Raw genomic sequence first — 15,222 nt, 5'->3', positions numbered from 1 at the left:
GTACTACTCCTTCCACTTCTCCGCAGCGGCAGACTGACCAATCATCGCAATGCGGCCGCCATATGTTTTTTGAAGCATCTCTGATGTAAAAGTGGTTGGTGTTGGACCAGCTGCCACTAACTTTCCGTTCAGCAATATGACATGATCGAAATATTCCTCTACTGTAGCAAGGTCATGATGAACGACAAGCACTGTTTTCCCTTGTTCTTTCAGTTCGCTCAGCAAGGCGATGATGGCCTTCTCTGTTGTCGCATCTACGCCTGCAAATGGTTCATCCATGAAATAGATATCCGCATCCTGAGCAAGGGCTCTTGCCAGGAATACACGCTGTTGCTGTCCACCAGACAGCTGACTAATCTGACGGTTATAGAAATCGGCCATCCCTACTTTTTTCAGACAATCCATTGCGATTTCCTTTTCTTTTTTCCCAGGTCTCTTAAACCAACCCAGTCTTCCATACCTTCCCATGATAACTACATCAAGGGCATTCGTTGGAAAATCCCAATCGACGGATTCTCGTTGCGGTACATATCCAATTCTCTTGCGCTGTTCTTTATAAGATTTTCCGTATATCTTGACATCCCCACTGAGGGAGGGCACTAGGCCTAGCGCTGCTTTAATCAGTGTTGATTTTCCCGCTCCATTGGGTCCTAATATTCCTATTAATTTTCCTTCCGGTACGGAGAATGTGATGTCTTCAAGCACCGGTTTTTTATGATAGGCAACGGCCAGATGTTGAACAGAAAACGGAAATTGTTCTTCACTAGATTCTGACAGGTTCACGGTGTCTTCCTGCGTTAATATGCCCATTTTCTCCACTCCTCTTATCCTCGTGCATCCTATTTCAAAGCTGCTACGATAACCTTCGTATTCCTTTTTACAATACCAATATAGGTCCCCTCTTCGGTTCCTTCTTGGCCCATCGCATCAGAGTATAATTGACCGCCGATTGTAACCGTATGACCTTTCTCTTTTGCCCCAGCTACGATCGCTTCCATCGCTTTAGGTGAGATACTGGATTCTACAAAAACCGCTTTAATTTGGTTGTCTACAAGAAAATCTCTCAGCTCACTAACATCGTTCACTCCATATTCAGCAGATGTACTGATTCCTTGTAAACCAAGCACTTCAATATCGTAAGCCTGACCAAAGTATCCAAAAGCATCATGTGCTGTGACGAGTACCCGAGATGCTTTAGGAATGGAAGCAATGCTTTCGCTGACTTCTTCGTGTAAATCTTGCAGCTTCGCTATATATGCATCAGCCTGGTCATTGTAATCTTTCGCATGTTCGGGATCTGCCTCAATGAGGGTATTCCGAATTGTATCCGTAACCTGTATCCACTTTGTCACATCAAACCATACATGAGGATCCGCTTCTTCCTTATCGCCATAAGGAACCATGAGCAGCTCGCTTTCTGGAATATCCTTAGTCACTTGAGTCACGGTCTTAGATTTGCCTAAGTTGATTAGAATATCGGACATCTTTCCTTCGAGATGCAAACCGTTATACAAAATGAGATCCGCTTGTTCTAATTTTCTAATATCTCCTTGAGAAGCTTTATACAAGTGGGGGTCCACTCCGGGTCCCATCAGTCCGGTTACTTCTACATGATCTCCACCGACTTCTTTAGCAGCATCTGCAATCATGCCCGTTGTGGTCGTGATCTTTAGTTTCCCCGTTTCCTCGTTTCCTCCAGCTTCACTTGATGTACCGCAAGCTGCTAAAACCACGAGCGAACTCATCACCACCACAGCCATAACGATTTGATTCCATCTACTCCTCTTTTTCATTGTCCACTCTTCCTCTCTACGAGTTAATTTGGCAAATCCCAAAACCCAAATCTTTACCATGTACAAGTTGTTTAACCTATCACAATTAATTTATATATAACCAATTAAGTTTCCCTAAGGCAAATTTTATTGGAGACAAAATAAAAAAGCAAGAGAAATTTTCTCTTGCTTGTCTTAGATTGGGCTACTAAACGGCTATAGCCTGAATATAATTTCGTGAGATTCACGGTCACTTGAATCAATTTCATAATACCTTTAGTTGCTTTAATCAGGACGATACGACTATTTTTATTTCTCTTTGTTTGCCTTCTGTTTCTTAGGTGTGCCATCCAAACCATAATACATATCATATGCATCAAAGATTTTGCGAGCGATCGGGGCAGCACTGACCGATCCAAAGCCGCCTTCCGGAATCATAACTGCAACCGCAAGTTTTGGATTTTCACGAGGAGCAAAGGCAATAAATACTCCATTATCCACCGTCACCGCTGCCTGACCTTTTCCAGGATAAATCTTTTGCTGAGAAGTACCTGTCTTCCGCGCAAAATCATAAGGGAAGCCATCAAAGCTTGTTCCTACATTTGTTGCCATCGCGCTTCGGACCAAATCCCAGTGCGCATCGTTAAACTTTACTTCATTCAGTACCTTTGGCTCAATTTTACGGATGACATTCCCTTCAGAATCTCTAATCTCGCTGACAAGATGCGGCTCCATGCGTTTCCCTTTATTCGCAAGCATGGCTGCGTACTGAGCAAGCTGCATTGTCGTATATTTTCCCTGCTGTCCAAAAGAGGCGAAAGCGAGCCGGGAGAGAGCTGTTTCCTTTTCGTTCTTATACTCAATGTATCCACGATATTCATTTGGAAGATCCACCCCGGTTTCTACTCCAAGCCCAAACTTTTTCATATATTCATCCCAGATATCGATTGCCTTGCTGCTGCCATAACGATTCCAAAGTCCTTCCCCAATCAAATCCACCATAAAAGCATTAGATGATCTGCGAATGGCCTCCCGTGGAGTCAATCTTCCCATCACTGCACCGCCTGAGTTACCTACTCTGCCATCACGTCCAAATTCAGCATAGCCTCGGTCTGTATACACTGATGATGGGCTGATGAGTCCTTCTTCTAGTCCTATGAGAACACTAAGAGGTTTGATCGTTGAACCTAGTAGAACTACAGACTCCGGCGTATTCGTTTGATCCGTTGGAAAAAAAGATCGTATCGTGCCGTTTTGATATACATTTTTGATTTCATCATATACCTTAGGAGAAACCCCGCCGCTTTCCCATACGTTCGTATCGTAATCCGGCATGCTTGCCATAGCAATTATATTTCCCGTATCGACTTCCATGGCTACCGCATAACCTGTCTTTGCATTGCGTGATTCTTTTCTTCCACTTGTACGCAGCGCTTTGATCTGATCTGTAATGGCCTGTTCCGTTATCCGCTGTACATCTTTATGCAGATTAGTATATAGATCGTTCCCTTTTTTAGGCGGCACTAGCTCCCCTGGACCTGTTGGCATATTACGCATATCTACTGGTATTAACTGATAGCCCGATTCTCCGCGGAGTTCCTCCTGATATTGTAATTCAAGCCCGCCAAAACCAACATTCTCATTCTCTTGATAAAAAAGACCTGGATTTTCTAGACCCACTTCTGAATTTTGTTCACTAATCTTCTTATAGAAAGGATCATCCTTGGCTCCTTTATATTTAAACAGGTATCCAACGGTTTGCGTAGCAAGCGTATCTTTATGGTATTTACGCACCGTTTCTTCAATGATTTGAATCCCTTTGAACTGATCTTTATTTTGTAAGAAGTAAGCAACTTCTTTATCTGACAAATTACTTTTGATGAGACGAGGGACATATCCACCGAACTTAGAATAATTAAGATCGAGTCCCTCAATAATCTGCCCAGCAGTAACTTCCGGAGCATCCTTATCCCCGTATTTCGTAAAGATATCTGCTATTTTTTCGGCCATTAAATTCATTTCAATTCTTCCTGCTGTAGGAATCCCATTAGACATTCCATAATTCTCGTATAAAGAAATATATAAGGAATGTGAGGGTTCTGAATAAGCCAGTGGTGTATGAGTAGAATCAAAGATCGTCCCGCGGATCGGCATCATGGGTACCGCTCTTTTGTTCTCTCCTCGTTCTAGATTCGCCAGTTCCTCCCCTTCTACAAACTGTATAAATGCAAGTCTCACAATAAGAACACAAAATAATGTAAAAACGGCGAAAAAGGAAATATTCATACGAAAAGTCCGTCTCCGCTCGATCTTTATATTCTCTTCATCCTGTTCATAACGATTCATTAGTAGTCCCCCCATAGATAAAACAACAACTGTACATACGCCCTAATTATACCAACATTTACCACTATTGTACAAAAAAGAAGACGCCCTTTGCTTTTATGCAAAAGACGCCTTTCTTATCAATCTATTCATTCTGTGAAGTTTCTTCATCGTCTTGCGGATCCCCTTTAGGAACACCATCCAGACCGTACACTTTATCATAAGCATCAAAAATTTTACGAGCAACGGGAGCCGCGCTGCTAGAACCAAATCCACCTTCAGGTATGACAACGGCTACAGCCAGCTTCGGATTATTACGTGGTGCAAAGGCAATAAACACACCATTATCAATCCGATTTTTTGTCCCATTGTAAAAAATATCTTGCTGCGAGGTACCTGTTTTACGAGCGAAGTCATATGGGAATCCTGAGAAGGCCATATCTACGTTCGTCGACATCCCGCGGTGAACCGTATTCCAGTACTCATCTGCGAAATCCACTTCATTGAGTATCTTAGGTTCAATTTTCTTCACTATATTTCCTTCGGAATCGCGAATTTCTTTGATAAGATGCGGTTCCAACCTTTTTCCTTTGTTAGCCAGCATCGTTGTGTACTGAGCAAGCTGCATGGTTGTATACTTACCCTGCTGTCCAAAGGATGCAAATGCAAGTCGAGAAAGAGCTGTTTCCTTTTCGTTCTTATACTCAATTTGCCCCTTAAATTCACGCGGTAGATCTACACCTGTCTCAACACCAAGACCAAATTCTTTCATATGCTGATCCCAGATATCAATTCCTTTACTGCCGAACTTGTTATACAGTCTTTCACCGATCATATCTACCATAAACGCGTTCGAGGAGTGCTTAATGGCTGTATCCGGGAAAAGAAGTCCATACACATGGTTCTGTGAGTTTCGTACTCTAGAATCGTCTCGACCAAAAAGGGCATACCCCACATCTTGATAGGCCGTGTTTGTACTGAATAGACCTTCTTTTAAACCGATTAATACACTAAGTGGTTTAATAGTAGAACCTAAAAGAACCGTCGATTCCATCCGTCTTCTCGAATCATCCGGCGGGTACGATTCTGTTGTTCCGTTACGATAAATGTACTTGATTTTGTCATAGTCCCATTCATCATTGGGATCGTAATCCGGCATACTTGCCATTGCCACAATGTTCCCTGTATCTACTTCCATCGCAACAGCGTAACCCGTTGTAGCATTAGGATGTAGTTTACCAGAGACAGGATTACGATGCAGCCAATCAAGCTGATCCAGAATCGCTTGTTCCGTTTCTACCTGAATGTCTTTATTAATGGTAGATACGATGTCATTTCCTTTTTCAGGAGCCTGAATAACTGTACCTTCTTCTGGAAGATTCAGTGGATTGATTGGAATTTGACTATAGCCTGCTTTACCACGAAGTTCATCCTGATACTGCATTTCAAGGCCGTCTGCACCAACTGACTCCAGTTCCGAATACACCAGCCCTGGTTCGGTTTGATCTTTGTTCGTTTCATCTATTTGTTTATATTTCTCGAGTGTTTTTGAAGTCTTAAACGTTTTGAGGTAGCCGATTGCTTGTACAGCAACTGTATCCTCATCATATTTCCTTACCGTCTCTTCAATTACGCTGACACCTGGAAACTCTTTTTTATGTTGCAAAAAATAAGCGATTTCTTTTTCTGATAAGTTACTCTTAATCAGCCTAGGTGTATAGCCATGCGTTTGTCGATAGTTAAGGTCCATTGCCTTTTCGATGTCAGCTGCTGTTATTGTTTCCGCATCCGGATCTTTATATTTCTCAAAAACTTCAGCAAGACGCTCAGCCATCTCCAATGCCTCTGCATGGTTTGGATTTACCGAACCGTCTGTCGGCTTACTATAATTTTTATATAAAGTAATATACAGTGACTGAATAGGCTCTGAATAAGCAAGTTTCACCTCACCGGTAGAGTCAAGTATGGAACCCCTTACCGGAAGTAGCGGTATATTCTTAGTCACACTGCCGCTCTCCTGCTGCGCGAGCTCCGGTCCTTCTACAAACTGAAGCACAGCAAGTCTAATGATAATAATAGAAAAAATAATAAAAGAGCTAAAGAAGAAAAAATTCAGACGAAAACTAAATCGGCGTTTATTTGAGAGTTCTTCCTTTTCATGATTTTGCTGCTGCGTCATACTATACCTCACTTTTCTTTCTGTTCCATAGATATCCTTTTTTTATTCTACCACAACTGATATCCAAATTTCTCTTTTGTTGATTACAATTTCGTCATAAAACGACAAAACAGCGTGCGCCTCATTAACGTGGCACACGCTGTTTTTATCATATTATATTGCAAATGGATATTTCAAAGCCTATTCACCGGAATCATCTTGTTCAGAAGCTTCACTCTGATCTTGAGTATCTTGAATTTTTGGTGTTCCGTCAAGGCCAATGTATTGATCATAGGCATCATAAATTTTACGTGCAATAGGCGCTGCACTAACCGATCCAAATCCTCCCTCAGGCACAACCACAGCAATAGCAAGTTTCGGGTTGTCTCTAGGAGCAAATGTAATAAAGACGCCGTTTTCTACGAGTTCGCCACCTACACTTTGCTGAGATGTTCCTGTTTTGCGAGCAAAATCATACGGGAATCCCTCAAATCCTTGAGCATTACTGTTCATCCCTGCTTTGATTTCATCCCAATAAGAAGAATCAAATTCAACGGTGTTTAGTATTTCCGCACCAAATTCCTTCACTACATTGCCTTCTACATCCGTAATCTTGCTTGCAATTTGTGGTTTCAGTCGTTTTCCTTCATTCGCAAGCATGGCTGTATACTGAGCAAGCTGGAGTGTTGTGTACTTTCCTTGCTGTCCGAAAGAAGCATAGGCAAGCGCTGACTGCGAACTGCTATTCTGTGCTTCATTTATATATTCGCGTAGACCAGACTGCTCATTAGGTAAACCGCTCTCTGTCGATACCCCCAGCCCAAATTCCTTCATGTACTGATCCCATACGTCAACGCCATCTGCACCATACTTCTCATATAATTTATTGCCGACCATTTCTACCATGAACGCATTGGAAGAATGTTCAATAGCAGAAGCAGGGTCGATCAAACCGTAAGCGTGACTCCCCGAATTTCGAACGGAAGTTTCATAACCCTTCTTACCAAACTTCCCTACCCCCACATCATTATATAAAGTAGAAGTCGTAAATAAGTTTTCTTGCAGACCAATGAGAACAGATAAAGGCTTAATAACGGAACCGAGCAGCACAGTGGAAGATGGATGTTTATAACTCTCTTCTTTACTGCTGTAGGACTGATACACTTCGCGAATTGCGCCATTTGAAGCATAAGGAGCAATATTATTAAGTTCTTCTTGTGTCATGCTTCCTTTTGTCCAAATGTTCGGGTCATAGTCAGGCATACTCGCCATCGTTACGATCTTGCCTGTGTCCACTTCCATGGCAACTGCAAATCCCGTTTTGGCATTTGGTGCTTTTATATTAGAATTACTTGTCGTTTGCAAATATTCCAATTGGTCCATGATTGCCTGCTCGGTAGCCAACTGAACATCTTTATTAATAGATAACCACACGTTATTCCCTTTTTTAGGAGCCGTAATCTCTGCTTCACCAGAAATTTGATTTTGTGAGTTAACTGGGAAAGTCTTAACGCCCTTTGTTCCTCTTAATTCCTCTTGAAACATAAACTCTATACCATCATATCCGACTTCCTCGTCGTCCAGATATTGAAGTTTAGGGTCCGTTTCTTCCTTGGCTTTCAGATAATAACCGAGTCCATAATCTGGATCAATTACGGAGCGGAATGGTTTCATATATCCTACAGTCTGTACGGCAACGGTATCCTCGTCATAACGTCTCACGTTTTCTTCTACCACTTCTACCGTTGGGAAATCATCCTTATGCGATAGAAAATAGGCGATCTCTTCATCTGTCAGATCCGTCTTAATTCTTCTCGGCGTATATCCGTAATTCTTGCGATAGGATATATCAAGAGCTTCTTCTATTTCAGCTTCTGTCATTGCTTTGCTCGGATCTCCATACCGATCAAAAACATGTTTGAGACTCGAAACCAGCTCTTTTAATTCATCTTTATTTTCTTCACGGGTGTAGTTTTTATCTAAACTCACATACAAAGACTGAGTCGAGGTCGAATAGGCGAGGCGATTCTCGCCCGTAGAGTCAAATATCGTCCCTCGAATGGGAGAAAGAGATACACTTTTCGTTGCGACACTTGCTTCTTCTTTTTTTAGCGTAGGACCCTGAACCAGCTGCAGATAAGCCAGCCTGATGATCAGTACACCAAAGATCAAAAAGGTAGCAAGGAAAAAGACATTTAGTCGAAAAGTAAACCTTTTCTCCTTCAAAATCTCTTTTTTCATATATGGGTCTGTTTCCTCTTTGCTCATTCCTAAACTATCCTTTCTAACTGCGGTTTAACAAATACATTATAAGGACTGATCTTTAATATGGGTGTCGTAGAAGTTTGATGGATTAAACCAATTCCCACTATTCGCCCAAGTTGGATCAAGAGGTACCCACTCATCTGTCTCACTTAAATATACTTCGTTCCATGCATGAGCACCGTATCCGCCTTGTCCATTATATCCAAGACCTGTAATGACTTTTACATCCAATCCTTGTGACCGGGCCATAACCGCGTATAGCCTTGCATAGTCAATGCAAACGCCTTTCATGGTTTGAAAAGTATCCTGCGGTGTTTGCTCATTCCAAATGCCTCTTTGTTCATAGTCCTCTACTTTTCCGTAGTCATATTCAACACGAGTACCTACCCATTGATAGAGCGCCTTTGCCTTTTCTTCATCAGTGGCCGCGTTCTCTGTTACTTTAGCAGCTGCTCCTTCTATATCCTTAGGAATACTCCGATCGATCACTTCATATCTTCGCTGCATTATGCCGGTCAGTTCATTTTTAGCCGCTTGGGTAATGACAGGAAGCCGTTCCTTAATCAGTGTTCCCGAGAGCGGTTCAATCACTTTTTTGGCACCCTGCTGATACAAAGGGGAAGATTCAACATAATTACTGAATGCACTTCCTGGATATAGACTCACTAATATAAACAACAGCGCAATTACCAGAATGCTTCTCGCTACGCCGACAACAACTCCGAAAGCAGCACCAAGAAGGCGACTAATCATTCCTGGATCCTTACGAGATCTGGTATTTGACCTGCCAAGGCCAAGCCCTGTAAGCAAACCACCAATTACAGAAAGAACAAAACGTATCACTGCATAACTAATCATAAAAAGAACAGCAAATCGCATTAACGGAAAATCAGTGAGCCCGGTAATGGCAGTATAATAAATTTGCTCCCATACTTTCAAATCTCGATTAGGTATGTTCTCACTGTACTGTGCTAGCCACGTTTGGATAATTGGAGATAACTTCATAGATAGCAAAAAAGCACCAGCAAGGCCAATGACGGTAAACATCCCTTCCGTAACCAGATTTACCAATGCTCCTGCTGAGCGTGAAGCTCCTCTTGCAAATCCTTGAATCAGTGATACAAGGAGAATGACCAATAAAACAAGCGTGACCACATTTCCGTTCAATAGGCTATCGATCCATGATTCGAACATGTTTTCACCCCTGTTATACCTATACTTATATTTATCTTTATTTATTTAGTTTGTGCGGTTTCCATGTACTGTTTCACAGCAGCATTATTAATACTCCACTCACCTACAGATACACCGCGCAGACTTACTTTCACTTTATCTTTACCTTGTTCTCCTGAAACTTCCACATTGGGACTCGTAATAGTAAACGTTCCATCCTCGTGAAGAACATAGGTAGCTTGCTTCGCTTCGTTCTGCATCAATTCTTGTGCTTCTGTTTTCACCGTTTCCACAGTAGACGAACTTACATCCGTAACTACATCTTTGATCTGGTCCAAAGAAACACCGCTGTATATGATCAGTGCGGCCACAATTACAAGAACGATAGCCCACTTGAGTACCGTCTTAAGTACATTAATGACAATAAACAACAAGATCAAAGCAACAATAATAACCAGCCAATTTTGCTGTACGAACTCTTTCCATACTTCTAAATCCATTATGATCATCCACCTCCCGAACTCCATTGTTATGAGTTCCCGAATATTATACATGATTACCGATACTGCTGTCAGCTAAGCGCCGGTTTACGCAAAAATACGGTATAAGACTGTCCCATTAGGCGTACAAGTATATCATACGATGTTCTAGCTATATATTGAAATGGGAGGTGCTGTTTCCTTGAAAACGGCCATATGGCTTTATTTATTTCTTTTTTTAGCCTTCTTCGATTTACATGCTCAGTATCCTATTCTTACGCCTTTTGCGATTTCATTAGGCGCAGCTCCCACCTTTATTGGTTGGATGATGGGCATTTATTCCTTAACCCATCTACCGGGAAATCTGATTGCAGGCACAAAAATCGATAAGTATGGAAGCAAGCGTTACATTATTTTCAGTCTAACAACTGCTGGGATCCTTTTGTTGCTTCAAGCCTATGTTGATACCCCGTGGCAACTACTTATTTTACGGGCACTCAGCGGATTTGTTCTTGCTTTTCTCTCTCCTGCCTGTATGACTCTGCTTGCTCAGTTGTCGTCTGATCCAACCACGCAAGGAAAGTATATGTCGGGACATGGTGTGGTCCATACACTGGCTTCTGTGGTCTCTCCCGCAGCGGGCGCCTTCATTGTTGCAGGCATTGGCTTCTCCGGGACTTTTCAGATTCTTGGAATTCTGCTGATCATTACTGGGCTGATGGCATTTTTTACGATTCCTGCCGTAAAGGCAGCAAGTACCCAGAGTGCCAAAGTGTTGCCTCCTATGGAAGGCCGTTTTCTTCCGATATCTTGGCGTTATTTTGTTTTACCGCTAGTCATTGCATGCTCTCAAGGCGTTCTATTCTTTGAACTCCCCCTGAGAGGCAGCGGATCAGCTTCCATCTTATCAACAGGCCTCTTATTCTCTATCATCAGTCTAGGAGCACTCACTACATTAAGTATGTTGTTTCTCAATCGTTATTCAACGAAGCTTCGTCTTGCCGCAGGCGTATTACTGATGGCAATCAGCTTCTTTCTACTCGCTTCTGCGCCCGAACTGCCTTTATGGCTCATTCTATATGTCCTGGGCACATCCAAAGGTATTATCTTCCCAGCACTAGCTACTATGTTTGTACAGCTAAGCGGCGGAGTTAGGCTTGGAAGGATTTTTTCCATTCAATCTATCGCCACTTCATTAGGTTCGTTTGTAGGCCCCATCGCATCAGGACAGATTCGAATGGAGATCTCTCCTTACTTCCTAGCTTTCCTTGTCCTCATGATTGGTCTCTTATTTTTACCTTTTTCAAAACAAGTGCGCACCTCCACACTTACTCCAGAACCAAAACACATCTAATAAAAAAGACGGTAGGCAAACTAGGTGAGACTAATTTTGTCTACCGTTTGAGATCAGCCCAATAATGGACTGATCTTTTTGCATGAAATCCATACTTTGCGATAAAATAGAACATAAACATTTCCCGGGGAATTTCGAGTTCATATGCGAATAAAACAAGAGGTGAAGCATACGATGCCGATTCATGTCATTGTGGAAGGTAAAAATGATCGCAGCAAACTCCGTCGGTTGTTACAACCCGAGATTTCTATTTTATGCACGTATGGAACACTCAATAGCATGAAGCTTGAGAAACTTCGTAAACAGATTAAATATGATGAGGTTTATTTGTTTATGGACAATGACAGCTCTGGAAAACGTATTCGAGGTGAACTCAGAGATACTTTCCCGGATGCAGAGCATATTTATACCAGACGAGGTTATGCAGGAGTGGAAGGTACACCTGATGAGTATCTTATTGCCCAGTTAGAAAAAGCAGGTCTCGATGAATACATTATCTACCCTGACTTTCAGCAACCATTTCAATAAAAAAAAGCTGTGCCTTTATGGACACAGCTTCTTCACGATACAGATAAAGCTATTATTCACTCACTACATTTCTAACGTCTCTTGCAATGATCTCCGGCGCAGCTTCTTCTGTATTAGAAGCATTATAGATTTTGCGTATATTGTTATCCTCATCGACCAATGCAATCAGATTAGCATGTACGAAATTATCCACGCTATTTCCTTCAATGAGAATTTTGAATGATTCTCTTGCTAACTGCTTTGTTTCTTCTGCATCTCCCCTCAAGAAATACCAGCCTGAATAATCTGCTTTGAATCGATCTCCAAAGGCTTTGATAGTCTCTCTAGTGTCTACTTCTGGATCAAATGATATAGAAACAAAAGAAGCATCTTTGACAAACGTCCCATCTTCCTTCAAAAGTTCCTGAATCTGTGACATGCTAAAAGTGGTCACCGGACATACATCAGGACAACTTGTAAAATAAAAATAAAACAGCCGTGTTTTCCCTTCCGTATCTTCTAGAGAAACAGTGCTTCCATCCACATTTTCCATTGAAAAACTATCTACTTTCCCTAACTTTGGATACTCTTCTTTCCCAAAATCGAGTGCATTATAAATGAGATAACCTGCCATAACTGCTGCAATCAATAATAATATCCACGTCCATATGTACTTTTTGAAAATCAAAAAGATCCGCTCCTTCTTCAATGAATGGTTGATGAAAACGATGTATGCGATATATGAAATGCAACTAAAGGTGTTATAAAATAGATCCAACTATGTAATATTATTGAAGCTGAAGAGTAAAAAAGGAGGAGGCCCATCCCGTTTGGAGCAGGTCTCCCTCTTATTTCATGATTAACGCAAAGTTACTTGGTGTAATAAAAATAGACATCGTTTTTGAAACAAAGTCATTCTTTTTATTTATGAACCGTATCTAGGATCATAAGAAGAAAACTGATCGTTAGGTAATTAATTGAGAAGAAAAACATTTTTTTGGCCCAGGCATCGGTGTCTTTTGCTTTGAAACCTTGGAAGCCGTAAAATAACCATATCAATGATAAAACTAACGAAACAATCATAAACACAAAACCTGTGTAATTGTACACATACATCAGAATAGGCACAGGGACTAGAAGGATAATATAAGGAATCATCTGAATTTTTGTACGTTCGATCCCTTTTACCACAGGAAGAAGCGGATATCCTGCAGCACGGTAATCTTCTACCCTGCGAATTGCCAGTGCCCAGAAATGTGGAGGCTGCCATAGAAACAACAAAGCGAACAAAAGTAGAGCGCCAAGATCAAGTGTTCCTGATGCAGCTACATATCCGATAACGGGTGGTACCGCACCGGAGAATCCGCCTATGGATGTACTCCATGTGGATGAACGCTTCAGCCATAATGTGTAGATGATGACGTAAATGAACATCCCAAAAATACCAAGGACGCCTGCAAGCCAGCCGGAATAGGCAAACAAAACGACAAGTCCCAAAATTCCTAAGCTGACAGCATAAGTAAGCACTACCTTCGGGCTTAGTTTCCCAGTGGGTAGTGCGCGATTACGAGTCCGTTCCATTTTTTTATCTAATTCACGATCAAAATAATTATTAAACACACAGGATGAGGCCATAACAAGCATTGTCCCGATCATGGTAATAATCATTCTTAAATAATCAACATCCCATTGTGATCCAAGCCAAAAACCACCAAATGCTGCAACCAGGTTTGTTCTCAGGATGCCTGGCTTTGTTAAAACAACAAAATCTTTCCATGTTGCAGATTCTCTCGGCGGCGTAGGCCGTGCGGGGATAGCTGCTGTATCGGAAGATGCCTGATATCTATTATTCACGCTTGTAAATCCTCCTTACGATGAACGTCTTATTGGAGAAAATCATTATTGCCTCCGATATAAATTTTATCATAACAAATAAGGAAAGTCTTTGACAAAGATCATTGAAATATGAATAGGCTATGACAAATTTCCTATTTGTGAGGTAAGTTATTGGAATATCATGTACCTTTATGGCAAAATACGAGCATTGTATCTTTTCTTACTTGAATAGAGATTTCCCCAATAGGGCATTAAATAATTTAATATCTTTATAATTACAAAGTAACAATTTCAGCAGAATTTATGACTTGATTACCAAAAGGAGAGTACCTACATGGATACAGCTACACATTTTGTTATGGGTTTTGGTCTTGCTGGCCTAAGCTTCGTTGACCCTGTCGTGGCCTCAAATCCAGAACTGGCCGTTGCCGTCATGATTGGCACAGTTGCAGGGTCACAAGCTCCAGATATCGATACCGTTCTTCGGATTAAAAAGAACAATGCTTCCTATATAAGAAATCATCGAGGAATAACGCATTCGATTCCCTTTCTATTTATATGGACAGCGCTGATTACTGCCGTTATTTCCTTGTTGTTCCGAGACATACCGATCCTGCATGTTGCGTTATGGACCGGAATAGCCGTGTGTGTTCACGTATTTACCGACGTATTTAATACATACGGGACACAAGCTATGCGACCATTTACAGAAAAATGGATTTCGTGGAATATCATTCATATTTTTGATCCGGTTCTTTTTACAACCCATGTGATCGCTATTTTATTCTGGTTCTTTGGGATTTTCGATCCTGCACCCACTTTTATTGTCCTTTATTCATTCTTGGCTCTTTATTACGTCTGGCGTACACTAGTTCATTATTCCAAAACAAAACAAGTAAGAAAGATGGATACTTCATCGGTTCCTGAAGATAAGTATTATGTGATACCTACGATTCACTTAAACCGCTGGCATGTAGTAAAAGCACACAAAGATGGCAGCTACGAGATTGGGAAACTAGATGGACATCTCCTCGTTTGGAGTAAGCATGCTGTGTCCTCAGATCATCCTGCTGTAGAGATTTCTAAATCTCATCCAGACATTCAGGCATTTCTATATTTCACTTCGTTTGCTGTTGCAGAAGTAGAAGAATTAAGTTTCGGCTATTTTGTTCGATGGGGAGATGTAAGGTATCGTCATCGTAAACAATATCCCTTTGTTGCCTGTATGGTAATGGACAAAAATTATGAACCGATCAGCACTTATGTAGGGTGGCTTAGTGAGGATAAGATGGAGAAGAAATTATCCCTTGGCTCTCACATCTAACTATAAAAAAGAGAAAACGGCCCTTAAGG

At 41.4% G+C, this 15,222-nt stretch carries 12 protein-coding genes; 3 read left to right on the top strand and 9 right to left on the bottom strand.

From position 1 onward, the window contains the following. Window positions 1-3: 3 nt before the first annotated feature. From H9647_RS16455 to H9647_RS16425, 7 genes are all read right to left on the bottom strand, one after another. Entirely contained in the window at window positions 4-810 is an 807-nt protein-coding gene (locus H9647_RS16455; protein WP_191801949.1) for a metal ABC transporter ATP-binding protein, read from the bottom strand. Window positions 811-839: 29 nt separating this feature from the next. Continuing rightward, on the bottom strand, window positions 840-1,793 hold the full coding sequence (locus H9647_RS16450; protein ID WP_191801947.1) for a metal ABC transporter solute-binding protein, Zn/Mn family: 954 nt from the start codon (window positions 1,791-1,793) through the stop codon (window positions 840-842). A gap of 288 nt (window positions 1,794-2,081) precedes the next feature. After that, window positions 2,082-4,118 carry a peptidoglycan D,D-transpeptidase FtsI family protein gene (locus H9647_RS16445; protein WP_191801945.1) on the bottom strand — a complete coding sequence of 679 codons (2,037 nt, stop codon included), beginning with the start codon at window positions 4,116-4,118 and terminating at the stop codon, window positions 2,082-2,084. A 124-nt stretch (window positions 4,119-4,242) separates the two neighbouring features. Continuing rightward, window positions 4,243-6,276, bottom strand: coding sequence for a peptidoglycan D,D-transpeptidase FtsI family protein (locus H9647_RS16440; protein WP_191801943.1), 2,034 nt, complete (start codon window positions 6,274-6,276; stop codon window positions 4,243-4,245). A gap of 180 nt (window positions 6,277-6,456) precedes the next feature. After that, window positions 6,457-8,523: a peptidoglycan D,D-transpeptidase FtsI family protein gene (locus tag H9647_RS16435; RefSeq protein WP_191801941.1), complete on the bottom strand. Its 2,067-nt coding sequence runs from the start codon at window positions 8,521-8,523 to the stop codon at window positions 6,457-6,459. 39 nt (window positions 8,524-8,562) lie between these two features. Continuing rightward, complete coding sequence (locus tag H9647_RS16430) at window positions 8,563-9,714, bottom strand: transglutaminase domain-containing protein (protein ID WP_191801939.1); 1,152 nt, start codon at window positions 9,712-9,714, stop codon at window positions 8,563-8,565. Window positions 9,715-9,755: 41 nt separating this feature from the next. Next, a complete protein-coding gene (locus tag H9647_RS16425) occupies window positions 9,756-10,193 on the bottom strand; it encodes an ATPase (RefSeq protein ID WP_191801937.1) in 438 nt (145 codons plus the stop codon). 181 nt (window positions 10,194-10,374) lie between these two features. On the opposite strand from H9647_RS16425, the gene H9647_RS16420 reads away from it, so the two are divergent. Both H9647_RS16420 and H9647_RS16415 read left to right on the top strand, forming a co-directional pair. After that, complete coding sequence (locus tag H9647_RS16420; protein ID WP_191801935.1) at window positions 10,375-11,526, top strand: MFS transporter; 1,152 nt, start codon at window positions 10,375-10,377, stop codon at window positions 11,524-11,526. Between the two features lie 174 nt (window positions 11,527-11,700). Next, window positions 11,701-12,054: a toprim domain-containing protein gene (locus H9647_RS16415; RefSeq protein WP_191802298.1), complete on the top strand. Its 354-nt coding sequence runs from the start codon at window positions 11,701-11,703 to the stop codon at window positions 12,052-12,054. Window positions 12,055-12,106: 52 nt separating this feature from the next. Here H9647_RS16415 and H9647_RS16410 read toward each other — a convergent pair whose 3' ends face one another. Further along, a complete protein-coding gene (locus H9647_RS16410; protein ID WP_191802296.1) occupies window positions 12,107-12,667 on the bottom strand; it encodes an SCO family protein in 561 nt (186 codons plus the stop codon). A gap of 287 nt (window positions 12,668-12,954) precedes the next feature. Continuing rightward, on the bottom strand, window positions 12,955-13,887 hold the full coding sequence (gene cyoE / locus H9647_RS16405; protein WP_191801933.1) for a heme o synthase: 933 nt from the start codon (window positions 13,885-13,887) through the stop codon (window positions 12,955-12,957). A 316-nt stretch (window positions 13,888-14,203) separates the two neighbouring features. Here cyoE and H9647_RS16400 point away from each other — a divergent pair, with 316 nt between their 5' ends. Beyond that, window positions 14,204-15,193 carry a metal-dependent hydrolase gene (locus H9647_RS16400; protein WP_191801930.1) on the top strand — a complete coding sequence of 330 codons (990 nt, stop codon included), beginning with the start codon at window positions 14,204-14,206 and terminating at the stop codon, window positions 15,191-15,193. The last annotated feature ends 29 nt before the right edge of the window (window positions 15,194-15,222 follow it).

Source organism: Paenibacillus gallinarum (genome assembly GCF_014836635.1).
In the GTDB taxonomy this organism is placed as follows: Bacteria; Bacillota; Bacilli; order Paenibacillales; family Paenibacillaceae; genus Paenibacillus; species Paenibacillus gallinarum.
This window is presented reverse-complemented; position numbering and strand designations above follow the sequence as displayed.